Here is a 25510-nt window from a genome sequence, read left to right on the forward strand (position 1 = left end):
AGACAAAATGACGTGCCATGCAAGAGCATAACCCGAATTTCTCACGACTGCTGCCTTTTTACCAGAGAGAGATGACTTACCTGCTGAGAGTGGGTCAAGAATTCGCCAAAGCTTATCCACGAGCTGCACAAAGACTTGAGTTAAGTTCAAAAGGATCATCAGATCCTCATGTAGAGCGATTGCTTGAATCCTTTGCTTTTTTGACAGGCCGTTTGCAAATGGAGGTGGAGGATCACCAATCTTTCATCACCAACAGCCTGTTAAGCATTTTGTACCCCCAATTCACATCCCCTTTTCCTTCGTGCGTCATCACAAAGCTTAAACCCAAAGATGGTGCCGGTGAGCTTTTTAAAGGACGCATTGTGCCTGCACGCACCCCTCTCACCACCACATCTGAAGACGGCTCTACGTGTAAATTTCAAACCACCATGGAAAGCAAGGTTTGGCCCCTTGACGTCACACAGGTGACGTATGAACGGGCGCAACGCTATGACATTCCTGCCCATAAACTGAAAACACCTTGGCTTATTCGTGTACGTATTGAATCTACACAAGGTTCTCTTTCTTCTCTAGATGTTGACGATCTTGTTTTCTATCTTGGGGGTGATATCCTCACGGCCTTCACCCTCTTTCGATGGTTTAGCACCTATGATGTGCACCAAAACATGCCCCTCTTTTGGACGTCAGATCAGCCAGGTACCGGCATGTTAGTGGATGCTTTTTCTCCCATGGGGTTTGAGGAAAACCAAGGCATTTTACCCAAAGTGCACAACACATCCATGGCTCAGCAATGGTTATGGGATTTTTTCCATTTCCCACAAAAGTTTTTGTTTTTTAATGTCAACCAGCTCAGGCCCGTTTTCCAGAACACCCATGGCTCTTTTATTGACCTACTGTTTCCGCTGCCGCCTAACAGCTCACCTGAACAGTGGCCCCTTGTGGAACAAAACATTGCACTCGGGTGTGTGCCGGCTGTGAATTTATTCCCTAAAACATCCGAGCCTATCAAGCTTGACCACAAAAAAACACTTTATCGTTTGATTACCGATTATCGTTTTGAGGACACCACAGAAGTTTACAGCATTGAGAAAATCTCTTCTGCCACCAATCTCAACACCCCTGCTGAAACCATTGACCCTTATTTTTCTTATACACACCCCATCAAGAAAAAAAACAAGAGTGCCTTTTGGATGGGACACAGAGTCCAAACCATGCTCCCCAATACCCAGGGCACCGATATGCTCTTATCTTTTCTTGATTACCGGGTGGAAGAAGAGGACGACCAAGAAAAGGTGGTCTATGCCCATATGTTATGCACTAACAGAAATTTTGCTGAAAAAATACCTGTTCATGCCAATTTTGATGTGCAGGGAGATTTTGCAGGCCTGCATGCCATCACGCTTTTTAAGCCCACGCGCGTGGCAAAACCCAACTTATCGGGTGACGTTCAGTGGGATTTGATCAATCATCTGGGCCTTGATCATTTAGGGCTTTGCGCCCACACCAAAAGCATTATCCCCCTCAAGCGTTTGCTGAGCATTTATAACAAAGGTCATACGTCGCTTGGGTTTGCCATTGATGCCATTCAAGATATTCATTTTGAAAAAACACTCTCGGCATGGGGGGAAAAAGCCTGGCGCAGCTTTGTCCCCACCCTGATCGTTACGGTGAAGGTTGATGACCAAAAGGCCAATACCCAAGGCTTTTTTGTGCTGTGCACGATCTTAAAGGAGCTTTTCAAATCAACCAGCAGCTTCAACACATTGCTGGAAACCCGGTTGGTCGGGTTGTCAGATAACCTCATCAAATGCTGGCCTGCAGAACCATGTATCGCCCACGTTCTCTAAAAACCAAGCTTCTCAAAGCCCCCTTCACATTTGAATTTGCGCAAGCTGCTCATATCCTTAACCAACAATCCAATTCATCAGCGCGCACACCGCTTTTCTTTCGATCTGTCACCAACTTTTCACTCAGTGCAAGTGACATTCTCAGCATTAAGCCTGGCTCCTTATCCTCCCCTCATGGTCTTTTTATGACCTCCCCAGACAAAACCCAACCGACACATTCCGAGCTCATACGCACGGATATTTATGTCAACTTTTTTGGGCTTTCTGGCTCTCACGGCCCCCTTCCGCTAGCTTATACAGAAAAAATCATTCACAACACCAAACGGAAAGATACGGCTCTGAAAGATTTTTTAGATCTTTTTAATCACCGGTTGTTGTCCATCTTTTTTCGGATGAAACAAAAATTTTATCCTGTTTTAAGTTGGTCTGAGCCTCAAAAAAGTTTTATTGGTCAATCCCTTTCGGCGCTCACCAGTTATCACCCTATTAAAAAAGAACTCTTCCCAGAGCGATCTTTGCTCATGATGGCACAAGCTTTTTGGAAAAAACCACACACCCCTGAAGGCCTGTGTCGCCTATTAGCGCACCATTTTTCTGTAGCTGTACGCATCGTGCCGTTTCAAGGCGCGTGGTACAACATCCCGCCTCAAAACAGAACTTTGTTAGGAAACAAACACCGATCCATTCTCAGCAAAACCTTTGTGTTAGGGGCGCGCTCATGGTGCCAGGATCATGGCATGTTGATTTGCCTTGACATCCATGACGATGACCTTTTTTTTCACCTCTTACCGGGTGGTAAATATTATCAAGAGGTCCATCACCTGATCACCCTCTATATAGGCACGCGTTTTGACTTTTATTTGTCACTTGCGCTATCTACACCTTGTTCCACATCCCTAGGCCCACAAAAAAGACCCTGTCTTTTAGGATGGACAAGCTGGATTGGAAGAACGCACAAGAAAAAGATGACAAGTGTTGTGCGGGTCAAACCCACCCTTTCCTTCACAGACAATCAAGAATACACATCATCTATTGTGTAAAAACCGGATTGTTGATGAACCAACCAACCCCCAAGACGCAGGGCCCCTTCCGCAAACACCTCCCGGCTGAGCGCTTGATGTGACAACACAAGACGCTCATTATGCGTGACAAACGTAACCTCATGATCCCCAAACACCTCACCTTCACGCCAGGATGTCATGGTAATAGGCAACAGTTCAGACACCCCTTCTTGACTGGTGTTCTCAATGCAAGAAGTGCGGCCTTGTCTCACAGCCTCCGCTAACATTTTGGCGGTCCCCGAAGGAGCATCTTTTTTATGCTGGTGATGGCGGTCTGTAATGGTAATCTCAGCCTCGTGCCCCAAATGCGAGGCCACATGGTAAACGATTTTTTTGAGCAATGCGATGCCCAGCGATGTGTTCGCAGCATATAACAAAGGGGCTGTTGAGGCCAGGGGCTTCAACAAGTGCACAGGATCGTCCTCAAACCCCGTCACACACACAAGAAGAGGTTTTTGATGCTGAGCGGCCATTTTCACATGATCTATCACACAAGAGGCGTGGGACACATCAATGATCACCTGTGCTTTCTCAAACACATGCCTTGGGTCGGTGAAATTTTTGCTAGAGGACGGCGCAGATCGAGACCAACCACCCACCAAGGTGTAATGAGGGTTTTCTTCACATATGATTCTCAGCGCCTGCCCCATTTTTCCTGTGATGCCCAGCACCCCCACCTCAAGCGGGGAAGACGGGCCTTCTGAACTAAGCGGCCTGTGCACAACGTTCCATCCAGTGTTCGAGCCAATGGATATGATAGGCCCCCTCGTGAATCACGGGGTCTTCCACAAGACGACGATGGAGAGGAATCAACGTTGATGGCCCTGAAATGACATATTCCCCCAAGGCGCGTTTGAGACGCTGGAGACATTCCGCGCGCGTATCCCCATAAACAATAAGCTTGGCAATGAGGCTGTCATAATAGGGCGGCACCTTATACCCCTGATATAACCCACTGTCCACACGCACGTGAGGGCCACCCGGAGGCAAATATGCTTCAATCAATCCTGGCGCTGGCAAAAAGGTTTCGGGGTCTTCCGCATTAATGCGACATTCCACCGCATGCCCTTTCACCACCACATCCTCTTGCTTCAACGACAAAGAATCACCATAGGCCACTTTGATCTGCTCTTTGATCAGATCAATTCCTGTAATCATTTCTGTGACGGGATGCTCCACCTGAATACGGGTGTTCATTTCAATAAAATAAAATTCACCGTCCTCAAACAAAAATTCGAGCGTCCCAGCCCCCACATACCCCATGCGTTTCATGGCTGCCGCAGCCTTCTCAGACAAGGCTTCAACCAGAGCCCGATCAATGCCAGGAGCGGGAGCTTCTTCCCAAATTTTTTGGTGCCGCCTTTGGACTGAGCAATCACGCTCACCCAAGATCAAGACATTACCCGCCTGATCTGCCAACACTTGCAGTTCAATGTGCCGCGGCGTTTCTAAATATCTTTCTAAATACACCTCGTCAGAACCAAAGTTGGCAAGCGCCTCTGCACGTGTGAGACTGAGTGTTTTGGCCACGTCATCCCCCTGACGCACAACCCGCATGCCCTTACCGCCGCCACCATGCACAGCTTTCATCAAAAAAGGATAGCCAAGCTTTTTGACACATGAGGAAGCTTCGGAAGGAGAGGTCACATGGCCCTCGGAACCCGGGACCAGCGGCAAACCCATGTCATGAGCTGCTTGTTTGGCCTTAACCTTATGCCCCATCATCATCATGTGTGCAGGACTGGGCCCAATAAAGGTGATGCCATGGTCTTCGACCATACGCGCAAAATCAGCATTTTCTGACAAAAAGCCGACACCCGGATGAATCGCGTCTGCGTTGGTCAGCTCTGCAGCTGCTAAAATCGAGGTGGCATTGAGATAGCTCTCACGACTTAAGGCAGGTCCAATACACACACTTTCATCCGCAAGGCGCACGTGCATAGCATCCACATCGGCCATCGAGTGAACAGCGACAGAGCGAATGTTCATCTCCTTAAGGGCCCTTAAAATACGCAGGGCGATCTCACCCCTGTTGGCAATGAGCACTTTTTGAAACATCAGGATAACTCAATCTTCACAAGCAGCTCTCCAAATTCAACGGGCTGTGCATTATGCACAAGGATGTCTTGAATCACCCCACTTTTTTGTGCCCGCAAGGGGTTCATCACCTTCATGGCCTCAATAATAAGAAGCGTTTGGCCTTCTTGCACCACATCTCCTTTTTGCACAAAAGGCTTCGCATTCGGTTCAGGCGCAAGGTAAACCATACCCACCATAGGCGAGGTGACCGAAAAGCTATTGTCAGTTGCCTCTTCTTTAGACGAGGCGAGCTCAGGCTTTGTAGAGCTGACCACCTGTGGTGGCTGAACGGTCACGATCTCAGCAGCGGGAGCCACGGTCATGGATGTCGGTGATGGACGCACAAGGCGAATCCGTGTATCTCCTTTTTGATATTCCACCTCCACAAAGTCAGAATCGTCGAGGATCGTTTTCATTTCTTTAAATAGACTGCCAGGAGAAGACATCTTGTGCACCACGGATATACGCTTTTTCTTGTAGTTTATATTCTTTTGTGTCAAGATGCCAGCGTCTTGTTTTCTCTTGTCTTTCAAATGGTTGCCGCAATCAGAGGTATCTATGCTGCGCATCTTTTTCTTTGTTGTACTGGGAAAGATGGCTTTCTTTTCCTTTATGGCACCCTTGTCAGCGAAGCAGGTACCAAAACAGACACCCTCTCCCCCCCCCATCCAAACCAATCATGGCCATGCACGTTCTGAGTTAACGCTTGTGTTGGAAAGTTTCATTTTTATGGACAGCGAAACGTGGGGGTTTTAGCTGAACGGTGTTTATATTGATTCAACAGCAGAAGGTAAGCACTGGCTGAAAAAGCAAAGGCTCGAGGTGATCCGGGTTGAAGAAAAAGGCGTGTTGATTGGTTTTTGTGACAGCAGGAAAACGTGTTTTCTTAAGCCTTGCGCCCACAACAAACGGAACATGAAAACAGAAAGATCCGATAAAAATAAAAGAAAGGAAGGCCCGTCCAAAAAGAAGGTAAAAAGAGAAAAAGAGGCAGGGACACTGGGCTTTTAAGCCACGAAAACCAAAAGGACTGGCAACGACCTACTCTCCCACGCCTTAAGACGCAGTACCATCGGCGCTAGAGGTCTTAACATTCGAGTTCGGGATGGAATCGCGTGTATCCCCTCCGCCCCAGTCACCAGCCCATCAGGTTTTCGCCCCGATCGACTTCCCCATATTCACCTAAAATCCCAAACATTGTCAAGCTCTTTTATGCAGGAAAAGATTACTTTTTACACTTGTACAATATATACAGAGTCATCACCGGATTATCATCATTCTTCAGAACTTTTTATTAGAAAAAAATAACAATAATCAAGCAAATAAGTTATTTTTGTTTAATAAAAATAAAAATAAAAAGATTATTAGACAAAACAATCAACCAACGGAACATAAAATAATGAAGAACTGCGCCCTTTTGTGTGCCTTAGGAACCCTTTCTTTAGGGGTCTACAATTTATCTGCAGCTACCAACAAGCCTGGGTTTAACTTTTATGGTGGACTCCAAGCTGGCGGTGCGATGAACATCAATGCCATTGATGAAAAGAACAATCAGACAGATTTATCTTCAAAATACAACGCTGGTGCCAATGGTGGCGCTGCCGGCATTTTTGGTGGCTTTAATTACGTTTTTCAAAATACCCTCTTTGCTGGCGTAGCATTAGAAGCTGATTATTATTTTCTCAAACACAAATCAGACATTCTTGCCCCCTTTAACTTCGTCCAAGGCAGCAAAAGAACCCTGGAAATGCAGGTTAAAGAATCTTTTGGCGCAGACGTCACATTTGGTAAAGTGCTTGATGGCGGATCTTCTGTCTTCCTAGGCATCGGTCCACGCCTCACACATGTTAAGGCACAGCAAAATATGTTTGATAATGCCGACCCCTTGAAGGGCGAGGCCAAAAAAAGGTTGATGGGTGTTTCTGTTTCTGCCGGCTTTGATGTGCCCTTGGACGATCACGTTTCTTTGGGATTGGCCTTGTCACATCAACGCTATGGGTCGATGACATTGGATGCTAAAGGCGCTGGAGGCATTACCACCCAATCCAAAATCTCCCCCTCTATCAGCAAAGCAGCCATTCGCTTGAAATTCAGCTAAGCTTGGCACTGATTGCTTTGAAAGGCGCATTCCTCACCGGGGTGCGCTTTTTTTATGACCCACATCCTAATGCTGTGCGCACACGATCCAACGCTTGTTTCAAAATATCAAGATTATTGCCATAAGAGAGGCGCAAATAGGGCGAAAGGCCAAAAGCCACTCCTGGCACGGTGCCCACATGCGCATAGCGAAGTAGATAGTCTGCCACCTGTGTGTCTGTGGTGAGCGTCATCCCTTGGAAGGTTTTTCCAATCACATGACGACATGAGGCATACACATAGAAAGCCCCCCTTGGCAGCTCACACGCAAACCCCATCTGCCTCAATTCACGCACCATATAGTCACGACGTTCTTTAAGGGTCTTTCTTAAAGACACAAGCCAGTCACTTTGGTCTGCCACAGCGGCTATGGCCGCTTTTTGTGCAATCGAACATGGCCCTGATGTTTGCTGAGATTGAATATTGGTCATATGTCTTATCAAGGCCTCAGGTCCCGCAGCATACCCAATGCGCCAGCCCGTCATGGCATGAGATTTTGAAACCCCGTGAACCACAAGGAGACGATCCCTGAGAAAGGGAGCCACGCGACCCAAAGAGGGAGCCTCTTCATAGGCAATATCTTGATAAATATCGTCACACATCACCCACACATCGGTGTGATTAACCAACACGTCGGCAAGATCAGCCAGCTCTTTTTCTTTATAAACAGCGCCTGTGGGATTGTTGGGAGAATTAAGAATCAACCACTTCGTTTGCGGTGAAATCGCAGCCTCCAGGGCCTCAGGGGTCAGTTTAAAAAAACGTTCTGCCTCCCCTTGGGCCATCTTCACGGTGCCGCCCACAAGCCTGACCATTTGAGGATAAGATACCCAATAAGGCACCGGAATCACCACCTCATCCCCGGGCGAAAGCGTCGCAAAAAAGGCATTGAAGATGGCTTGCTTCGCCCCCACACTCACCATTATTTCGGAAAGGTCATAACAAAAACCTGATGTTTTTTCTAATTTCTGTTGAATAGCCTTCTTCAAATCCGCAATACCGCTGACCGGTGTGTATTTTGTAAACCCTTCTGATAGCGCGCGTATGGCCGCCTCTTTCACAGCATCTGGCGTATCCACATCAAGCTCCCCGGCGCCTAAATCGATCACAGGCACACCCTGTGCACGCAAATATCTAGCTTTTTCAGACAACTCAAGGGTGGGCGACGGTGGCAAATCTTGAACAGTTTGTGTAAAAAACATGATGGTGTTCCTTTTGTGCTTATGACAGGTGTACCCTTTTTGCACCTGACCTGGTTTTTTGTTACCCTAAGTGGCGCAACAAATCAAAGCAAAAATCAAACATCATGAGCAATATTCAATCAGACATCCAAAACCACAAAGTTGTCCTTTATATGAAAGGCACACCTGACATGCCACAATGCGGTTTTTCAAGCTATGTGTGCGCTGTGCTGAAGCATTTCAACGTTTCTTTTTTGGTGCGCAATGTCTTAGAAGACCCCACGCTGCGCGAAGATATCAAAACCTTTAGCAACTGGCCCACCCTTCCTCAACTGTATATAGACAGCCAATTTGTGGGTGGATGTGACATTGTCAAATCCATGCATGAAAGCGGGGCACTCAAAGCTTTGTTGCAGGAAAAAGGATGCCTTACTGAGCCTCGTTCAAAAGAGGTTCTTGAATAACATCAAACATGTGACCTAACGCGTCTTGCACGCTTTGATCGCAAAAAGACAACGCTTCTTTGGCCTGAACGGCACAGGATTTGGCCTTATGAAGAACCTGTTTAAAGGCATCATGCTTTTCCAGCAACGTCAAAGCATGGTGAAAATCGTCGTCTTGCCCTTCCTGTGCTAAGGACGCGGGATCATGGGTCGCATCTTCTAAAAAGACACGCGTCCAAAAGGCTTGCTCATCAGGCGTGCCTTGTTGAAAAGCCACAATCACAGGCAGTGTCACCTTTTTTTCACGAAAATCTTGACCAGGCTTTTTGCCAATCACATTTTCTTGACCCCGATAATCTAAAATGTCGTCAATCAGTTGAAAGGCAATGCCCAGGTGATGACCAAAGGTCTGAAGCGCTGTTTTTTGATTGATCAAAACAGGGTCACCTAAAATACCGGCTAATCCTGCTGAGGCTTCAAAGAGAGGTGCTGTTTTAAGCATGATCACCTTTTCATAATGTGCTTCTTGTTCACCAATGCTGCCAGGGGGTGGCGTCATCTCTAAAGCTTGACCTTGAATCACATAGGTAGCCGCCTTATGAACCAAACGCACCGCATCCCAATTCTCAATGTCTGTGAGCAGCTCAAGAGCTTTACACAGCAAAAAATCGCCCGTCAAGATGCTGTGACTTTCTGTCCACAGATGGTGCGCTGTGGGGCGACCGCGCCTTACAGAACTGCGATCTAGCACATCATCGTGAAGCAAAGTGGCGTTATGAATCAATTCAATACACATCGCCCCTTTTATGTGATCTTGTGACACATCCCCAAAAAGTTTTGCGCACACAAATAAAAGGGAAGGACGCAAACGCTTGCATCCCCCACCCATCAGGTGAAGACTGACGTCCTTAAACATCGGCAAGGCATCATCAAGATGGTCTGTGAGGAGGCGGTCTAGATCCCCAAGCTCTTGGCGAATGTTGGCAAGCAAATCTGTGAGTGAGGGCTTATCAGAGGGCAGGGAAAACACACTTGTCTTTCTAAAGAAATTTTCGTAATGATTTTGTTTTAAGGTAGAAACCAAGTCAACACGAGGCATCCACATCATGGCGACATATTACGACCTTATCATCTCAGGGAGCGGTCCTGTCGGGTGTCTTTTGGCATATCTCGTGGCTCATGAAAACGTTCGCGTTGGCATTATTGAAAATAAGAAGCCTCAAAAAAATCTTAAAAATGGCCGATCTTTTGCCATTTCTTATGCCCATGGCCAAGCCCTTGATGCCGTCAAGCTGTGGCAAGGGGTGGCCACCACAAAAACAGACATTAAGGACATTGTCGTCTCAAAAGAAGGCACACGCAAAGGCCTGATTTACCGGGCCCAAGACATGGGCGTCAGTGCCTTGGGGTTTCTTGTGAACGAACACGCCCTGAGAACAACGTTGTTCCATGCCATCACCCAGCACCCCCGCATTGATTGGCTTTGTCCCCATGAAGTTGTACATCATACGCAGCACCCATCTTATCTAGAGCTCCACCTCGACACAAAAGAAACGCTGCGCACTTCCCTATGGATTGGTGCTGAAGGCAAAAACTCACCTATGCGCCAGCACATCAGCCCACACACATGTTCATGGTCCTATGATCAAAAGGCACTGGTTTTTACTGTGCACCACACACAAGACCATAACGGGCGCGCCTTTGAACACTTCACATCCAAAGGGCCCCTGGCTTTTTTGCCTCTTCACAATCAATCATCTGCGGTGATCTGGAGCTTGGAGGCGCCCATGGCAGATGCGCTTACCACCTCACCCACCACTCTTTTGCATGCCTTGTTGCACCATTTTGGTTGGGGCCTTGGAGACATGACATTGGCCTCTCCAGTGGCCGCCTATCCCTTGGATTTAATCATGCCATTGCATCACGCGCAGGGACGACAACTGCTCGTAGGAGACGCCGCGCACAGCATTCATCCGGTGGCTGGTCAAGGCCTTAATTTAGGGATACGGGACGCTTTTATTTTGGCAGACCATCTCAAAAACCGTTATCAGCTTGGCCTAGACTTAGGCATGGGACTTGAGGACTATCTGAAGCGGCGGCGCGCAGATTATCGCTCAATGGCAGGAGCTACGCACGGCCTTGTGCTGGGCCTGCAACAAAAGTGGACCTCACCTTTATGGGCGTTCGGCACCAACTTTGTGGACATGTGCGCGCCCCTTAAAGAGGCCATCACACGTCACGCCATGGGTCTGGGCATTGATCCCACCATTGATAATCTGAGCCATGGTGAACCCGACCACGCGCATCTCTAAAACAGGCGCGCAAAGCGACACTTAAATACGCTTTGCAATACGTACGGCGAGCCTTGTGCCTAAGCGCGTCAACAACATCCACCCATCCAGCGACAGGGAACGATTCCGCGTTTGCGCGCCCACAGCTTTGTGATGGTGTTCATCTTCTTGGCACTTTTTAAGGGTGGTGCGAAAGTCTCCTGGCGGCACGTGATCGATTTGCTCTTGATAGTGCTGTTCAATCACGGTTTCCACCGCCTCTGTTTGCGCCATGGCATAAGAAGGTCCCAGCTTCCCGGCCACCCATCCCAGCCCATATCCTGCCCATCGCCACAACACACCAAACAAAGAGGGGCGCACGTGATGCTGACGCACAAGCGCTAAAAAGAGAGCTTCGTGCTCTTCTTCATGAACCTTCATTTCTTCTATCACCGGTGCGATCGCATCGTCACCTAAGGCGCGCATTTGTCCCTCATAAATGGTGACGGCGCTCTGCTCACCGGCAAGATTGACACGAATCATGCTGGAAAAATCATCTTCTACGGGGCATGGAAAAGGGTGCGCAGGCAGAAAAGGAGAACCCGACGCCTTATGCTTTGTCATGCCGCAAAAACCCCCAAAAGCACAGGCCAACCATCACCACACATAAGGCTAAGAGATACACCGTAGGCGGCAGCCCTAGAAAGAGAAAGTCCATTTGATCGCACGAGGCTTGAGGTTTGTGGCTTAAAAAACGTTCCATCTCTAACACATTATGGGACGGAAGTGTCCCCAGGCACGCCTTGGGCAGTGAGAAAAGACGATACTGAATCCCAATATGGCGCACAAATAAAACGCACAGGGCCAACCACATAAACCCCACGACTGCCAACAGATCACGGGTATATTTTTTACCCCCCTGACCTAACAATACTGTGAGCGCCACCAGGGCAAGTAATGTTCTTTCTAATTTGCAAAAGGCGCAAGGTACCGCACCCAACCATTCCCATACCATAGCGGCGATAAAACCTCCCCCAGCGGTCATGCCGATGATGAGAAGAAGCTGTGGGTTGCTCCCCACCAGCCACTGCCACCACACGCGTATAGAATTGGCATAACGCATAACATCACCCTCACCTAGGGGTTATTTTAAAGAAAAAAAACGTTAAAAATGTTAAGACGAGAAAAGCCAGTAGAACCAGGCCCAACCCGAGAGACAAGTATCGCTCAAGAAAGAGGCGCAGGCGTGGGCCAAAAAAGCTGAGCACCACCCCTTCCATGGCAAAACGCACAAAACGACCGACAAACGAGGCCACCAAAAACACAAAAAGATTGAGATGGCCAATGCCGGCTACAAGGGCCAATAATTTATAGGGAATGGGCGTGAACGCTTTGATGATAATGATCCACGACCCATAAAGCGCCAGATTCTCTTTCAAAAAATCAAACTGCGCATGCCAATGATAGGTGTTAATAAGCCACAGACCGAGCGTGCAATAAAGGCTATAGCCAATGCCATACATCAAGAGACCACCCAGGGTAACGCTGAGTGCGCCGACGATAGTGAGCAGCCAAATGCGATCTGGGCGGCGCAGCGCAATAGCCACAAACACAGGGTCTACAGGCAAGGGTAAAAAAGAGCCTGAAAGAAAACCAAGGAAACCGAAAACACTCAACATATAAGGGTGTTCGGCATAATAAAGAACTTTGTCGTTCAAAGACTGGAGAAAACGCTTCATGGTGCCTTATGCTTTTTTCGAAAGATGCCCATCACACAGGTCAAAAGCCCCGCGCACAACGGGCCAAAAAAGGAGGCATGCACCTCCTCCAAAAAGAAGACAGAACGCAACGCCCCCCAGCATCAGGTGAAACAAGGTTTGTGCCTTGGTTAGGGATGTCACAAAAAGACCCTCCACAAACGGCCATGCCACACACACAGACCCCACGGAAAGAACCACAATTTTGGCCAGTGCCAGCCACAAGCTTTTTGTGGGCGACCATTCTTTCTGCCACCTCAACAGGCCCATCAACAACGTCACATTCACCCAGGCCGAAGCACTGGTAGCCAACGCGATGCCCACATGACCTAAGGTGCCAATCAGAGCCAGGCTCAGCACAATATCCACCACAATGCCCACCACGCCGGCAATCAAGGGAAACACCACCTGACCGCGCGCAAAAAAGCGCGCTGACAAAATTTTGATCATAATATAGGCCGGTAGCCCCAAAGCATAGGCTGATAAAGCCCGGGCTGTTTGCCAGGCATCATGCGCGGTAAAGCGACCATGCTCAAAAGCAACCTTCACGAACCCATAAGCAAAAAGAATCAGCACACATGTCATCAAAAATGAGATGAAGGAAGACACACCCAAAGCCCGCTCTTGCTGACTGTTAGCCCGCGCCACATTATTTTTATGGAGCTCTTTCACCAGCAAAGGCAGCAGCACAACGCCCATGGCCGTACCAATAACACTGAGCGGCAATTGCACAAGACGGTCAGCATAGTTGAGATAGCTGATATTGCCCGTAGGCAAAAGCGAGGCAATGAGTAGCCCAATAAACAGGTTGATCTGCGCCACCCCAGCCCCCATAGCCGCAGGAAACAGACGACGAAAAAACGAGCGCAGCTCGGGCGTCCACACCAAAGTCGGCAGCGGCAAAAGAAGATCACGCCGCCACGCATCTAAAAACACCACCATAAACTGGACAAACCCAGAAAAAAGAATGGCCCACGCAAAAAGTTCACCGATCTCAACACCATTGGCTGTGTCCGCACCGAAGGCGATGCCTAAAAATACAAACGCAATAATAGAAATATTGCCCAAAAAAGGAGAGGCCGCAAACGCAGAGAAATATTCTTTCGCATTCAACACCGCCCCATAAATGGCTGTCATAGAAATCCACACCACAAAGGGGAAGATGATGCGCGCATAGTAAATGGCATACCCTAAACGATCAGGCGTTTTGAGAAGACCTGGGAACATAAACGTGATGATGTTGGCAGAAAAAAGAAGAAACAATCCTGTCACCACCAGCAACACAAAAAAGAAAATGAAAAAAATAGAAGCCGCAAACACCTTGGCCGGCTTTTCTCCTTTCTTATGCAACACTTCAGAAAAAATGGGCACAAAACATGTGTTCATAGTGCCTTCCGCGCATAAACGCCGCACAAATGCCGGAAACTTGAGAGCCAACACCAAAGCGTCCACCACAATGCCCACACCTAAGAAATAGGCCACCATCATCTCACGCACAAAACCGCCCACGCGGCTGGCGATTGTCCATAAACTGATTTTAGAGACGTTTTTAAAAAAAGACATAAGCCCTCAAAAGGGAAAACCCCGACTCCCCCGACTATATCGAGAAAATCTCCCAAACACCAGCCAGAATGACCCAAGAAACACTGAGGCCAGGAAGAGGAGATTATTCACGCATGGCCTCTTTCTTGAGGGAAAATAACAGATCGAGCGCTTGTTTGGGTGTGAGATGATTCACATCGATCTGGCGCAGTTTGTGAACCACCCCTTTCCCTTGCGCAGGCGGTGTCTCAAGCGCTGTTAAACGTTCTTGCGCCATGGCCAGCACGGGGTCAGGCAGGCCTGCCAAGCGGGCCACATCAAGACCATAGGAACGCTCAGAAACCCCCGGCACCACTTGATGCAAAAACACAATCGTCTCTTCCCACGACTCCACTTTCAGCGTTACACACATAAGATTGTTGAAACAAGAGGCAAGCTCCGCAAGCTCGCGGTAGTGCGTGGCGAAAAAAGTCCGGCACACAAGGGTTTGGGCAAGATAACGCACACAAGCGCTGGCAATGGCCAAGCCGTCATGGGTGCTGGTGCCCCGCCCCACCTCATCAAGAATGACAAAGCTGTTGGGGGTGGCGTGATGCAAAATGTGGGATGTTTCCATCATCTCTACCATAAACGTTGAATGACCGCGCAAGAGATCATCGCTGGCGCCCACGCGACTGAACAAGGCATCCACAAGGCCAATCTCAGCGTGCTTGGCGGGCACAAAAGAACCCAAATGTGCTAACACAACGATAAGAGCATTTTGCCGAAGATACGTGCTTTTCCCTGACATATTCGGCCCCGTCATCAACAGCAAGGTTGCCTCCAGATCCAGGTGACAATCATTTGCCTCGAAAGGCTGACCCGACAAAAGAAGCCCCCGCTCCACCACGGGATGACGGCCTTGCCGCACCAAAAACCTCCGATCACGGGTCATACGCGGTGCGATGTATGCATAGGCCATCGCCACATCGGCCAACCCACAGGTGACATCCAACACAGCCACAGCGTGTGACAACGCTAACAGGGGCATCCGCGCCTCACACACGCGCGCCACCAAGGCTTCAAAAAGAGAAAGCTCCCGGCGCGCCGCTTCTTCCTGCACCCCCTCAAGCTGATTGACCATGGCCAACAAATCGGGCGTCACGTAACGTGCACTTTGGGCGAGTCCTTGTCTCAGTTCAAAATGGACAGGAACCTTGTGTTGATGGCGCGCAGGCACATCAATATAAAAGCCGATCAGATTGTTATTTCTGATTTTCAACGTTTCAATGCCTGTTTCCTGACGATAGGTTGTCTCAAGCGCCTGCATCAACTCGTGGGCATGGTTTGTCTTGTAACGCAACGCATCGAGCTCAGCATCTATACCTTCAGCCATCACCTGCCCCGCCTCAAATTGACGTGGCAACGTGGGCGCCAGAGTGTTCGTCAACGCGTCAAAAAGATGAGGATCAAAATCAAAAGACAGGGACGAAAGTTCACCACATCCCTTCCCCGATTTCACGTGGGTTACATGCGTACTCAACCCATGCACTGCACTAAGGGCTTGACGTATGGCGCCCATATCTTTGGGTGATCTGTGCCCAAGAGAAAAGCGGGTGAGGGGTCTTTCTAAATCGCCATACTGTCTGAGACAGGCGCGCACTTTGGTCAATACATCCGGATGCTCCACAAAAAAGCGCACACTGGCCTGACGCTTTTCAATCTCTTCCAAACACACACTTAAGCCATGCAAACGTTTGATCAAAAGCCGCTTGCCAGGATCTGTGCATGTATGATCAATCACAGAAAGTAAGGTTCCCTTTTTGCCGCCATGAATGCTTTCTGTCAACTCAAGGTTACGGCGCGTGGCTGCATCAATACGCATCCATTTTTGTTTGCTCACAGAAACGGGCGCCTTTAAGAGAGGCAATACACCCAACATAAGCGAGAGATAGTCTGCCACCCCTTCTCCTGCCATTTTTTCAGGTCCAGAAAAATCGCGCCATACATGCGCATAAGCGGGACCATACATTTTTTCTAAGGTGTGATAATGGGTCTTAAACCGACGCAACGGCACGCTCGACAAGCGCCCTTTATATTGTTTGTACACATCCTTCAGGCGCGTATCTTCAAGGCACTCAAACGGCACCACCATTTCTTTAGGATTCCATGTCATCAGGTGGGCATCCAGCACATGACCTTGACAAGATTCCACAAAAAAATCACCCGTAGAGACATCGGCCAACGCCACACCCCACACGCCCTCTTGAGGGGGTGTGATCACCATCAAAAAATTGTTGGCAGGCTCACTGAGAAAATGTTCGTCCAAGGATGTGCCGGGGGTGAACACTTGTGTCACCTCCCGTTTCAAAGGGCCAACCCCTTTTTGTGAAGGCGTTTCTTTCTGCACACAAAGCGCTACCTTAAAGCCTTTGCTCAACAAGCGCGCAATATAAACATCACGCGCATGCACAGGCACGCCGCACATAGGGATGGGGTGATCTCCCACTTTCCCACGTCGCGTGAGGGTGAGATCTAAGAGCCGTGAAACCTCAACGGCATCATCAAAAAAGAGCTCATAAAAATCACCCATCTGAAAGAAAAGAAAACTGTCTTGATGGTTTTTTTTGAGCGCCACATATTGCGCCATCGCAGGCGTCAATGACGCAGCATGTGATGCTAACGCTTTTTGTGCCGATGACATAACCAAGGCGGCTCTTATTCAAAGGGGATTGATGACGTAACCATTGCCTCAACTTTACTCACAGAACCAGATATATCAAAGCTTTTTTCTTGAATGCACTCGTGCTAGCCTTAGAGAAAATCCCACATGGCTCCTTTTATGGCACATGGCTCTTCCTTTCTGCGAGACATACAAAACCGAGGTTTTGTTTTTGATCTTTCTTCCCCGGAGGCGTTAACCGCGCGTCTTGAAAAACCTCTCACGCTTTACATGGGTTTTGATGTGACGGCCCCCTCCTTCCATGCAGGCCATTTGATGCCCATCATGCTGTTAAAGCATTTTCAAGATCATGGTCACCGCATCATCATCATCCTTGGTACGGGCACATCCCGTATTGGTGACCCTTCGGATAAAAAATCAGAAAGGCCCATGATGTCCCCTGAGACGATCCAAAAGAATGCACAAGCCCTCAGGTCGATGCTGATCCGTCTTTTGGGTGAAGAGCGTATCATCCTTCTTGATAATGCCGAATGGCTGGGATCATTAAGCCATCTTGATTTTTTGCGTGATGTGGGGCGGCATTTTTCTGTCAATCGTATGGTGAGTTTTGATTTTATCAAAAACCGTTTGCAACAGAATTTTCCCCTCAGCTTCCTCGAAATGAGCTACCTCTTGCTTCAATCCTATGACTTTCTCTTTTTGAACGATCGTTATGATTGCTGTCTTCAAATCGGTGGGCAAGACCAATGGGCCAACATGATCAGCGGCACCGAGTTGATACGCAAGACACGAAAAAAGGAAGCCTTTGTGCTGACATGTCCTTTGTTGTTAACCTCTGATGGTAAAAAGATGGGAAAAAGTGAAACAGGGGCCATCTGGCTAGATCCGGCACTTCTTTCTCCTTACGATTTCTGGCAATTTTGGCGCAATGTATCGGATACAGATGTGATCCGCTTCCTTAAATTATTTACGTTTCTCCCTCTTCATGAGATTGAAAAGGCTGCGCAGGAAACAGGCGCAGGCCTGAACCCATGGAAGGCTTTATTGGCAGACCATGTCACCACTTTTGTGCATGGAGAAAAAGGGTTGCAAGAAGCCCAACAAAAAACGCGGGTTCTGTTTCAAGGAGATCAAGAAACATCTGAAAATGTGGCCGATCTTTCATCCATTGATCAGGATGGGCGTTATGCGCTTCTCGATGTGTTGGTGGCTGTTGGGTTTGTCTCATCTAAGGCACAAGCCAGAAGGGCCGTCCGTGAAGGCGCTGTGCGTTTAGGGGACGATGTGCTTTCCGATGAGAATCACTATCTCACCAAAAACACAGCTCAAGACAAACCTCTCAAGCTTTCCTTGGGCAAGAAAAAACATGTGTTGTTAAATGTTCGCCACCTTCCCCATCTGGGGTAAAAGCTCTTCGAGGATGTTTAAACACCCTTGACTGTTGTTGGTCCAGGCGAAATGTTCAAGCTCCTCAAGCTTTTTCAAAAAGTGGTAAGGCACTTGGTGAGAAAGTGTGGATAGCGCAATGTGAGGGTGCTCTGTTTTACGAGCACTCTCGCCTCTGAAAAATAAATCTTCATGCAACTTCTCTCCAGGGCGCAAGCCAGTGAATTCAATTTTGATATCCCGGCCCGGCACAAACCCATGCAACCGAATCAGTGTTTCCGCCATTTCAAGAATGGATATGGGCTCCCCCATATCCAGCATAAACGTGCTTTCTTTAGGCACCAGCGTGTTCATTTTGAGATGCAGTGCATAGATGATTAAGGACGCTGCTTCAGAAATGGTCATAAAATAGCGCGTCATCTCAGGATGTGTCACTGTCACAGGCCCACCCTTGATCACCTGCTCTTTAAACAGCGGCAACACAGATCCTGACGACCCCAGCACATTGCCAAAACGCACCGCCAAAAACTTTGTAGCACTTTCACCAGGATCTGTCGAAGCGTGATGACAATAGAGCTCTGCCAAGCGTTTAGTGGCACCCATAAGGCTTTTGGGCATGACAGCTTTATCTGTTGACACCAACACCATTGCACGCACCTGATGCGCCACACATGCGTCTGCCAAATAACGCGTGCCCAACACATTGGTCAACACACCTTCCACCGGTTGATTTTCCACCACAGGCACGTGTTTTAAAGCCGCAGCATGAAACACAAAATCTGGCTTTTCCTCACCCACCATATCGTGAACAAACTTCTTGTTGCGCACATCTAAAAGAATAGGTTTATGCTGCACATGAGGATGCTTCAGACGCAGCAATTTGGTGGTTTCATAAAGCGCGTATTCGTTATGATCAAGAAAGGATAACTGGGAGGGAAAAAGAGACGCCAGTTGCAATGTGCACTCACGGCCAATCGTGCCGCCAGCCCCTGTAATGAGCACGCGTTTTCCCTGAATAAGCAGTTGCAGGTTCTTGTGATCGGTGGCACGCGCGGGACGCTTGAGAAGTTCCGCAAAATCAAGGCTTCCTAAACTGGGTTTTTCCAGCTGCCCCACTGCAGACGGTGATGGTAAATGTACCATACGCAACCCCAAAGATTGCGTTTTCTGCGACAAAAAAGCCACATCATAGCCCGAAAGCAAGACATGACTTACAATCAGCACCTTAGGATTTTTCTTTCGCTTGCGAAGCGTGCCTAGCAGACGATCCAGATCATGAAACCGTCCCAACACAGGCACACCATGTACATAGCGAGAGACATTGTGTGATTCTTGCTCTAAAAACCCCACAATACGATAGAGCGGCTGCTGGTGATGCAATAACTGGCGCAAAAACTGCTCACTTTGATCGTTAACCCCGACAATGAGCGCATCTAGGCAAGTGGACGATGTTTGATTTTGCAAAGCCTTATACGCAAAAAAGGCACGCGCGGCCAACCGCACAGCAAGCCATCCTCCTCCCAGCAAAAACCCTTGTATCACCAGTGCCGTTAAGGGGAAAGCATGATATTGCATGGAAAGCAACAGATAGGGCACAAAAAGCACTTCACACAAGAAGGTGGTTTTAACCATAGAAAACAAATCAGCCACGGACACATAGCGCCACATGCCCTTAGAAAACCCTGTGATCAGCAGGGTGCCGGTGGCAATACCGCCAAAGGCCAAGGTTTGAAAGAAAAGACACCACAGAGAATAGTCAGAAAACTGAAGCCCCAGCCTTAACACAAGTGCCAAGGGCAAAGACAGCATAGCAACGCCCACATCACACACAAACGCCCTTACGGTAGGGTTTCTGGCAAAAAACCACGTCACCTTCGCAAAAAGCGTATAAATCCACAAGCGGATCTTGAAAAGCGTGTCCATCATCATCGCGCCTTTTTTGAGTCTGCCGGCTCTTGACCAAATAAACGCTTCATATGAAAGTCCACAGTTTTCTGGAGGGATGATGCCAGCGACACCGATGGCGACCATGATAACAATTGTTTGGCTTTATCAATGGAGGGTACCCGCCTTTGAATATCTTGATAGCCGTCACCAAAAACCTGGGTAGGCTCTTTGCACACAATGTTCACATGGCGTGCAGCAGCAGGCGCCAAAGGATGAGCTTGGGCGGTGGCAAGCAATGTTTGCGCAAACGTCACAATAGCGCACTCGTTGCCTGGGTGACCGATGTTGAAAATCTGCTGCGCGCACACAGATTCGCTGGTAAGGATCGTCATCAAGGCATCTAATGCATCCTCAATATCGGTGAAACAGCGCCGTTGCGTGCCATCTCCTGAAATGAAGATGTCTTTACCGCGCACAATCTGACCTAAAAAGGTGGCTAGTGCACGCCCGCGCCCGCCTTGCTTTGCATCCACATTATCAAGGTGAGGGCCGATCCAGTTAAAGGGCCTAAAGATGGTGTAAGAAAGGTCTTCATGCTTGCCATAGGCATAAATCAGACGATCTAAAAGCTGTTTGGATGTGGAATAGATCCAGCGTTCTTTATGAATCGGCCCTTGCACCAACGACGTTGTCTCTTCATCAAAGGCGGCATCCTCTGATATACCATACACCTCAGACGTTGAGGGAAAAACAAGGCGGCATTTATGCTTGACGCACAAACGAATCACTCGAAGGTTTTCTTCAAAATCAAGCGTAAACACCTTGAGTGGATTGTCCACATACACACGTGGATCCGCAATCGCCGCCAAAGGCAACACCACATCAGCCGCCTGAATCTGTTCTTCAATCCACGCCAGATTGTCTTTCATCGTGCCCTTGCGCACCCGCAAACGAGGGTTTTGCAACAACGCACTCAGGCGATCTAGATTCATATCCAGCCCCACAATATCCCAGTCAGGATAACTTTGTATGATGCGCTCTGTCAGCGAGGTGCCAATAAAACCACCGATGCCAATCATGAATATATTCATAAACACTCCCCTAGCGTGACACCTTGCGCTGATCTTTGGGGACGCTTTCTTTATCCCATATATGGCGAATCAAAAAGCGCGGACGATCCTGCAACAATTGATAAGTGCGCCCCACATATTCACCCAAAATGCCAATGCCGGTGATGACAAAACTCAGCAACGAAAAGGTGATCGCAAAGAGAGTAAACACCCCTTCAGCTTCGGCGCCCAACACAAAGCGACGGACCAGCAAATAAACCACCAGCAAGCCGCTGAGAAAGGATATCACCATCCCCACAAACGTAAATAGCTGAAGCGGTACCAACGAAAAGCCTGTAAACAGATCAAAATACATACGCACCAGTTTATAAAACGTGTATTTTGAGGTGTCGTTTTCCCGCGGCGCATGGCGCATGCCCACTTCTGTGAAATTTTTGGCATAGGTATAAGCCAACACGGGCACCAGGGTGGATCTGTCACGAGAGGTGAGAATATGCTCCACAATGGTGTGATGATAGGCACGCAACATACACCCATGATCGCGCATAGAAACATTCGTGACCGAAGAGCGCACACGATTCACAAGCAACGATACATAGGTGCGAAACCAATTATCTTTTCGCTTTAAACGGAAGGTCCCGACATAGTCATGACCTTGCTCTGTTTTTTCGATGACTTTGGGAAGCTCTTCGGGGGGGGTTTGCATGTCTGCATCCAGCGTCACTGCATACATGCCGCGCATGTGAGAAAAACCTGCCATAATGGCCATGTGCTGACCATAGTTTTGTGAAAGCTCCACCAACCGCACATCCGCCTTGCGTGACAAAAACCCCTTCAAAATAGACGCTGTTTTGTCACGACTCCCATCATTGACAAACACAATCTCATATGTTTTACCCAACCCATCAAGCACCTTGGTAAGGCGTGTATAAAGAGCCTCAAGATTTGCTTCTTCGTTATAAACAGGTACGACAACCGACATATAGATAGATTTCATCGACGCAGCTCCTTGACAAGCTTTTTCACCACCTCCACCACACGATCTTGGTCTTCAAAGGTCAAGTCTGGAAAAAGAGGTAAACTCACAGTCGATGCCGCAATAGCCTCTGCATGAGGGAAATCCCCCTCCTTGTAGTGATATTTTTGGCGGTAATAAGAAAAAAGGTGAAGCGCTTGATAATGAACGCTTGCTCCCACATTGTGTTGCTTAAGCGCCTCCACAAAGGCCTCACGGTCCACACGCAGGGTCTCTAAACACAAAAGCGGTGAAAACAAATGCCACGCGTGGCCTTTGTGGTCTTCAGGCAGGATCAACCCGTCCACATCAGCCAAGGCCTCCAGATAACGCTGAGCCAAACGGCGACGTTTCTCTTGAAGGGCTGGAAATTTTTTGATCTGACACAGCCCCAAGGCCCCCTGCATGTCTGTCATGTTAAATTTGAGAGCCGCAACCACCACATCATAGGTGGATTTGCCTTTTTTCTGAAAACGATCCCACGCCAGACGATCCAGGCCATGAAAGTGAAGCGGTTTTAATTGCTCAAAAAGGGCATCATCGCCTGTGACAATGCATCCGCCTTCACCTGTCGCAAGGTTTTTATTGGCATGAAAGCTAAACACCTGGATATCCCCCGTTGAGCCCACAAGCTGGCCCTGATCTGAGGTGCCCAAGGCGTGGGCCGCATCTTCTATGATGCGCACATGATGCTCTTTGCCCAAGGCCTCAAGCCCTTTCAGGCTGACAGGCAGTCCAGCAAAATGGACCGGCAAAATCACACGGGTACGAGGCGTGATCTTGGAGGCCACGTCTTGAAGATCAATATTGCGCGTGTGTGGATCTACATCACATAAAACGGGGGTTGCCCCTACAACCTCAATCACATTGGCTGTAGCCGTGAACGTGAGCGGGGTGGTGATCACCTCATCCCCGGGCCCCACACCCAGGGCCTTAAGAGCCACATACATGCCGGCTGTATTGGATCCCACAGGCAACACATGCCTGCCACCAAAATAGTCTTGTAAGGCCTCACCAAACGCTTGCACACGCGGGCCGGTGCTTACCCAGCCTGACATGAGACAATCACGTACCGCCTCACACTCTTCTTCACCAAAAGAGGGGCGACACAAGGGAATGAATGTATCTTGAAAAAAGGCCTTAGGCGCGTGTTGAGATGAGATAAATGCCTCCTAGAATCATAAGAAACCCAGCTATCCGCGTGGTACATGCCGGCTCGTTAAAAACGATCACACCCATCAGCACCGTCAGAAGATAGGACACAGAAAAAAAGGACGCCGCCATGCTGACTTCCATTTTTGATAAGACAAACACCCAAAAAAAGAGACTCATTCCATAGCATGCCGCCGACATCACAAGCGCTGGTGTCGTGAAAATATGGGTCACAGACCCCAGCCACGAAGTGACCACCATGCCATGGGCCCCTGTTTTGGCAAAAAATTGCCCTAATGTGTTCAGCAGCACACTGGCCACAAGAAAAAAATAAACGGGGTTCACGGATTCACGCTCATATCATTGCTCCAAACAACATAAGGGGCTGTTCTGTAAACAACCCGTGCTGGCTTTAGGATACCTGAATATGTCTGCTGGAACAACTCAAAATCGCGCTCAAGGGCCACGATGAAGCAGGGCCTGTGTTGCCATAAAGACTGAATCTCTGGCGTATTTATCACCACCGTATTCCCTGGGGAGATCTGGTGCCCAAAAGACAACTCGCCTTGATAATCCAACATCCCGACAGTTCGCTTCAAATAGACAGGTAAATCTTGGGGATAAAAACGATACACCACCACACGGGCCTTTGGATTGCGTTGATTGAGCGTGATGGCCACATCTTCTATGGAGCGATAGCGCTGCACCAAAGGATCCAACACGATCAAGAACAAGCACAGCACCAGCTGACACACCAAAACCATCCCCACAAAGACGCGACGTGTCAACGGCACCCAAAACGTCATCAGGGTCTGCACAAGCAAAAGCAACCCAAGCACCCCCACCCCCCAAGACAACACGGTGTTTGCATCAAGACCGGACGTCACCTGGATCCAGTTAGCCCAGCGCCCGACCCATAACCCGACACACAAGATCAAGGAAAACAGGCCGTAGATGCTCCTTACCCATGGGAAAGATCGACTCTGCGGAGACTGCAGAAAATGGTGAATCTCATAGCCTGTCAACACAGCCAAGGGCGGGAATAACGGAAGAACATAGGGCACCAGTTTAGACTGCCCGCAGGAAAAAAACACAAACACCACCATCACCCACACCCACAAAAACGAGAACAGCGCCTGCGGACATGTGGCCTCCACAGACCGTGTGGTGAGTGAACGTACCCAAGCAATCCAGGGGAAAAACCCAAACAGAACAATGGGGACAAAAAAGAAAAAAGGCTGCACACGACTGTGCACCTCTGTGGTATAGCGCAAGACGTGCTCATGAATAAAATAAAACCACAGAAAGTGGCTATTTTTCATTGCTACCCAGACGTGCCACGGGGTTGCTAGCAGAAAAAACATCCCCAAGGCATAGGGGTGAAAGGCATGTATGAGCATCTGGGGCTGGCGCTGCCAAGCGATCCACACAAGAATGATAAGCCCCGGCAGCACGCACCCTACAAGCCCCTTGGTCATGACAGCGGCGGCCATGCACGCCCCATAAGAGAGAAGCCATATGGTTTTGGAAGGACGCATGGTCGCCAGAAAAAAACTAAACAGCGCCCCTGTGATAAAAACGGTCAAAAAGAGGTCAAGGATAAGAAAACGCGCCAACACCACATAAAGAATATTGGTTCCCAAACACACCGCGCCCCACAACGCACATTGCCGCCCGCCCACGCGTTTCATAAAAAAATAAACAATCAGGCACCCCAGCCACGCCATCAACGCTAGCGGCAAGCGCATCGCAAAGGAGCTGTCCCCCAGGCACATCATGGAGCAGGCCTCCACCCAATACACCAGAGGGGGTTTTTCAAAATAAGGCAAGCCGTTCAGATGCGGGACGACCCATTCCCCTGAGTCGATCATTTCGCGGGGAATCTCTACATAGCGGCCCTCGTCAGGTGTCGAAAACGGTCGATGCCCCAGCAACAGCAAAAAAAGAGATAAAAGGGCCAAAAAGAGCCAAAAAGAAGGCTGACGCCTCAAGCCATCAAATACGCGCTTAAACAACATATAT

22 protein-coding genes and 1 rRNA gene are annotated in these 25510 nt (G+C 48.8%); 6 read left to right on the top strand and 17 right to left on the bottom strand.

The annotated features are described in order from the left end of the window. The first annotated feature begins 17 nt into the window (after positions 1–17). Both tssF and tssG read left to right on the top strand, forming a co-directional pair. Positions 18–1847, top strand: coding sequence for a type VI secretion system baseplate subunit TssF (gene tssF, locus IG82_RS0103415; RefSeq protein WP_082192041.1), 1830 nt, complete (start codon positions 18–20; stop codon positions 1845–1847). Then, on the top strand, positions 1826–2887 hold the full coding sequence (tssG, locus tag IG82_RS0103420) for a type VI secretion system baseplate subunit TssG (RefSeq protein ID WP_031934208.1): 1062 nt from the start codon (positions 1826–1828) through the stop codon (positions 2885–2887). The genes tssF and tssG overlap by 22 nt, the downstream gene beginning before the upstream one ends. Here tssG and dapB read toward each other — a convergent pair. From dapB to rrf, 4 genes are all read right to left on the bottom strand, one after another. Continuing rightward, positions 2860–3630 (bottom strand): 4-hydroxy-tetrahydrodipicolinate reductase, encoded by a 771-nt coding sequence (gene dapB, locus IG82_RS0103425; RefSeq protein ID WP_135957873.1) that lies wholly within the window; start codon positions 3628–3630, stop codon positions 2860–2862. The genes tssG and dapB overlap by 28 nt on opposite strands. Then, complete coding sequence (accC, locus tag IG82_RS0103430) at positions 3614–4966, bottom strand: acetyl-CoA carboxylase biotin carboxylase subunit (RefSeq protein WP_031934210.1); 1353 nt, start codon at positions 4964–4966, stop codon at positions 3614–3616. The genes dapB and accC overlap by 17 nt, the downstream gene beginning before the upstream one ends. After that, complete coding sequence (accB, locus tag IG82_RS0103435) at positions 4966–5556, bottom strand: acetyl-CoA carboxylase biotin carboxyl carrier protein (RefSeq protein WP_216476139.1); 591 nt, start codon at positions 5554–5556, stop codon at positions 4966–4968. Before accB ends, accC begins: the two co-directional genes overlap by 1 nt. A 459-nt stretch (positions 5557–6015) precedes the next feature. Then, a 5S ribosomal RNA gene (gene rrf / locus IG82_RS0103450) occupies positions 6016–6130 on the bottom strand. Between the two features lie 256 nt (positions 6131–6386). Between rrf and IG82_RS0103455 the strand changes: the two genes are divergently transcribed. After that, a complete protein-coding gene (locus tag IG82_RS0103455) occupies positions 6387–7085 on the top strand; it encodes a hypothetical protein (RefSeq protein ID WP_031934214.1) in 699 nt (232 codons plus the stop codon). A 52-nt stretch (positions 7086–7137) separates the two neighbouring features. Here the strand turns inward: IG82_RS0103455 and IG82_RS0103460 are convergent, their stop codons facing one another. Then, entirely contained in the window at positions 7138–8328 is a 1191-nt protein-coding gene (locus IG82_RS0103460; protein ID WP_408605315.1) for a pyridoxal phosphate-dependent aminotransferase, read from the bottom strand. A 101-nt stretch (positions 8329–8429) separates the two neighbouring features. On the opposite strand from IG82_RS0103460, the gene grxD reads away from it, so the two are divergent. Then, entirely contained in the window at positions 8430–8768 is a 339-nt protein-coding gene (grxD, locus tag IG82_RS0103470) for a Grx4 family monothiol glutaredoxin (RefSeq protein ID WP_031934216.1), read from the top strand. Here the strand turns inward: grxD and IG82_RS0103475 are convergent. Beyond that, a complete protein-coding gene (locus IG82_RS0103475) occupies positions 8734–9855 on the bottom strand; it encodes a polyprenyl synthetase family protein (RefSeq protein WP_031934217.1) in 1122 nt (373 codons plus the stop codon). The two genes, grxD and IG82_RS0103475, sit on opposite strands and share 35 nt — an antisense overlap. Here IG82_RS0103475 and IG82_RS0103480 point away from each other — a divergent pair. Continuing rightward, positions 9854–11059 (top strand): FAD-dependent monooxygenase, encoded by a 1206-nt coding sequence (locus tag IG82_RS0103480; protein WP_082192043.1) that lies wholly within the window; start codon positions 9854–9856, stop codon positions 11057–11059. The two genes, IG82_RS0103475 and IG82_RS0103480, sit on opposite strands and share 2 nt — an antisense overlap. A 21-nt stretch (positions 11060–11080) precedes the next feature. Here the strand turns inward: IG82_RS0103480 and IG82_RS0103485 are convergent, their stop codons facing one another. The 5 genes from IG82_RS0103485 to mutS form a co-directional block, all read right to left on the bottom strand. After that, positions 11081–11641 carry a demethoxyubiquinone hydroxylase family protein gene (locus IG82_RS0103485; protein WP_052545659.1) on the bottom strand — a complete coding sequence of 187 codons (561 nt, stop codon included), beginning with the start codon at positions 11639–11641 and terminating at the stop codon, positions 11081–11083. Further along, positions 11628–12140 (bottom strand): disulfide bond formation protein B, encoded by a 513-nt coding sequence (locus tag IG82_RS0103490; RefSeq protein ID WP_031934220.1) that lies wholly within the window; start codon positions 12138–12140, stop codon positions 11628–11630. The genes IG82_RS0103485 and IG82_RS0103490 overlap by 14 nt, the downstream gene beginning before the upstream one ends. A 10-nt stretch (positions 12141–12150) precedes the next feature. After that, positions 12151–12756 carry a YqaA family protein gene (locus IG82_RS0103495; protein WP_052545660.1) on the bottom strand — a complete coding sequence of 202 codons (606 nt, stop codon included), beginning with the start codon at positions 12754–12756 and terminating at the stop codon, positions 12151–12153. A 6-nt stretch (positions 12757–12762) separates the two neighbouring features. After that, the gene (murJ, locus tag IG82_RS0103500) at positions 12763–14337 is read right to left on the bottom strand and encodes a murein biosynthesis integral membrane protein MurJ (RefSeq protein WP_031934222.1); all 1575 of its coding nucleotides are present in this window, start codon (positions 14335–14337) and stop codon (positions 12763–12765) included. 103 nt (positions 14338–14440) lie between these two features. Continuing rightward, positions 14441–16999: a DNA mismatch repair protein MutS gene (mutS, locus tag IG82_RS0103505; protein ID WP_031934223.1), complete on the bottom strand. Its 2559-nt coding sequence runs from the start codon at positions 16997–16999 to the stop codon at positions 14441–14443. Positions 17000–17125: 126 nt separating this feature from the next. On the opposite strand from mutS, the gene tyrS reads away from it, so the two are divergent. Beyond that, on the top strand, positions 17126–18385 hold the full coding sequence (tyrS, locus tag IG82_RS0103510) for a tyrosine--tRNA ligase (RefSeq protein ID WP_082192044.1): 1260 nt from the start codon (positions 17126–17128) through the stop codon (positions 18383–18385). On the opposite strand, the gene IG82_RS0103515 is transcribed toward tyrS, so the two are convergent. The 6 genes from IG82_RS0103515 to IG82_RS0103540 are packed head-to-tail and all read right to left on the bottom strand — an operon-like array spanning position 18353 to position 25506. Further along, positions 18353–20293 carry a nucleoside-diphosphate sugar epimerase/dehydratase gene (locus tag IG82_RS0103515; RefSeq protein WP_052545661.1) on the bottom strand — a complete coding sequence of 647 codons (1941 nt, stop codon included), beginning with the start codon at positions 20291–20293 and terminating at the stop codon, positions 18353–18355. The two genes, tyrS and IG82_RS0103515, sit on opposite strands and share 33 nt — an antisense overlap. After that, positions 20290–21342 carry a bifunctional UDP-4-keto-pentose/UDP-xylose synthase gene (locus tag IG82_RS0103520; RefSeq protein ID WP_082192046.1) on the bottom strand — a complete coding sequence of 351 codons (1053 nt, stop codon included), beginning with the start codon at positions 21340–21342 and terminating at the stop codon, positions 20290–20292. Before IG82_RS0103520 ends, IG82_RS0103515 begins: the two co-directional genes overlap by 4 nt. 10 nt (positions 21343–21352) lie before the next feature. Next, the gene (locus IG82_RS0103525; RefSeq protein WP_031934227.1) at positions 21353–22318 is read right to left on the bottom strand and encodes a glycosyltransferase; all 966 of its coding nucleotides are present in this window, start codon (positions 22316–22318) and stop codon (positions 21353–21355) included. Next, positions 22315–23448, bottom strand: coding sequence for a DegT/DnrJ/EryC1/StrS family aminotransferase (locus IG82_RS0103530; RefSeq protein ID WP_052545663.1), 1134 nt, complete (start codon positions 23446–23448; stop codon positions 22315–22317). Before IG82_RS0103530 ends, IG82_RS0103525 begins: the two co-directional genes overlap by 4 nt. 28 nt (positions 23449–23476) lie before the next feature. Continuing rightward, positions 23477–23833, bottom strand: a complete 357-nt coding sequence (locus IG82_RS06935; protein WP_052545664.1) for a DMT family transporter — start codon at positions 23831–23833, stop codon at positions 23477–23479. Next, complete coding sequence (locus tag IG82_RS0103540) at positions 23830–25506, bottom strand: glycosyltransferase family 39 protein (RefSeq protein WP_031934230.1); 1677 nt, start codon at positions 25504–25506, stop codon at positions 23830–23832. Before IG82_RS0103540 ends, IG82_RS06935 begins: the two co-directional genes overlap by 4 nt. Between the last annotated feature and the right edge of the window lie 4 nt (positions 25507–25510).

This window comes from Candidatus Hepatobacter penaei, from assembly GCF_000742475.1.
GTDB classification, from domain to species: Bacteria; Pseudomonadota; Alphaproteobacteria; order Holosporales; family Hepatobacteraceae; genus Hepatobacter; species Hepatobacter penaei.

What these genes read in the sequence shown, in the direction of transcription:
- IG82_RS0103485 (WP_052545659.1), bottom strand. Translation starts at nt 11,641, where the DNA reads ATGACAAAGCATAAGGCGTCGGGTTCTCCTTTTCTGCCTGCGCACCCT.
- IG82_RS0103480 (WP_082192043.1), top strand. Translation starts at nt 9,854, where the DNA reads ATGGCGACATATTACGACCTTATCATCTCAGGGAGCGGTCCTGTCGGG.
- IG82_RS0103455 (WP_031934214.1), top strand. Translation starts at nt 6,387, where the DNA reads ATGAAGAACTGCGCCCTTTTGTGTGCCTTAGGAACCCTTTCTTTAGGG.
- IG82_RS0103525 (WP_031934227.1), bottom strand. Translation starts at nt 22,318, where the DNA reads ATGAAATCTATCTATATGTCGGTTGTCGTACCTGTTTATAACGAAGAA.
- IG82_RS0103515 (WP_052545661.1), bottom strand. Translation starts at nt 20,293, where the DNA reads ATGATGATGGACACGCTTTTCAAGATCCGCTTGTGGATTTATACGCTT.
- tssF (WP_082192041.1), top strand. Translation starts at nt 18, where the DNA reads ATGCAAGAGCATAACCCGAATTTCTCACGACTGCTGCCTTTTTACCAG.
- IG82_RS0103540 (WP_031934230.1), bottom strand. Translation starts at nt 25,506, where the DNA reads ATGTTGTTTAAGCGCGTATTTGATGGCTTGAGGCGTCAGCCTTCTTTT.
- tssG (WP_031934208.1), top strand. Translation starts at nt 1,826, where the DNA reads ATGTATCGCCCACGTTCTCTAAAAACCAAGCTTCTCAAAGCCCCCTTC.
- accB (WP_216476139.1), bottom strand. Translation starts at nt 5,556, where the DNA reads ATGCGCAGCATAGATACCTCTGATTGCGGCAACCATTTGAAAGACAAG.
- IG82_RS0103490 (WP_031934220.1), bottom strand. Translation starts at nt 12,140, where the DNA reads ATGCGTTATGCCAATTCTATACGCGTGTGGTGGCAGTGGCTGGTGGGG.
- accC (WP_031934210.1), bottom strand. Translation starts at nt 4,966, where the DNA reads ATGTTTCAAAAAGTGCTCATTGCCAACAGGGGTGAGATCGCCCTGCGT.
- grxD (WP_031934216.1), top strand. Translation starts at nt 8,430, where the DNA reads ATGAGCAATATTCAATCAGACATCCAAAACCACAAAGTTGTCCTTTAT.
- IG82_RS0103520 (WP_082192046.1), bottom strand. Translation starts at nt 21,342, where the DNA reads ATGAATATATTCATGATTGGCATCGGTGGTTTTATTGGCACCTCGCTG.
- mutS (WP_031934223.1), bottom strand. Translation starts at nt 16,999, where the DNA reads ATGTCATCGGCACAAAAAGCGTTAGCATCACATGCTGCGTCATTGACG.
- murJ (WP_031934222.1), bottom strand. Translation starts at nt 14,337, where the DNA reads ATGTCTTTTTTTAAAAACGTCTCTAAAATCAGTTTATGGACAATCGCC.
- IG82_RS0103495 (WP_052545660.1), bottom strand. Translation starts at nt 12,756, where the DNA reads ATGAAGCGTTTTCTCCAGTCTTTGAACGACAAAGTTCTTTATTATGCC.
- tyrS (WP_082192044.1), top strand. Translation starts at nt 17,126, where the DNA reads ATGGCTCCTTTTATGGCACATGGCTCTTCCTTTCTGCGAGACATACAA.
- IG82_RS0103475 (WP_031934217.1), bottom strand. Translation starts at nt 9,855, where the DNA reads ATGATGTGGATGCCTCGTGTTGACTTGGTTTCTACCTTAAAACAAAAT.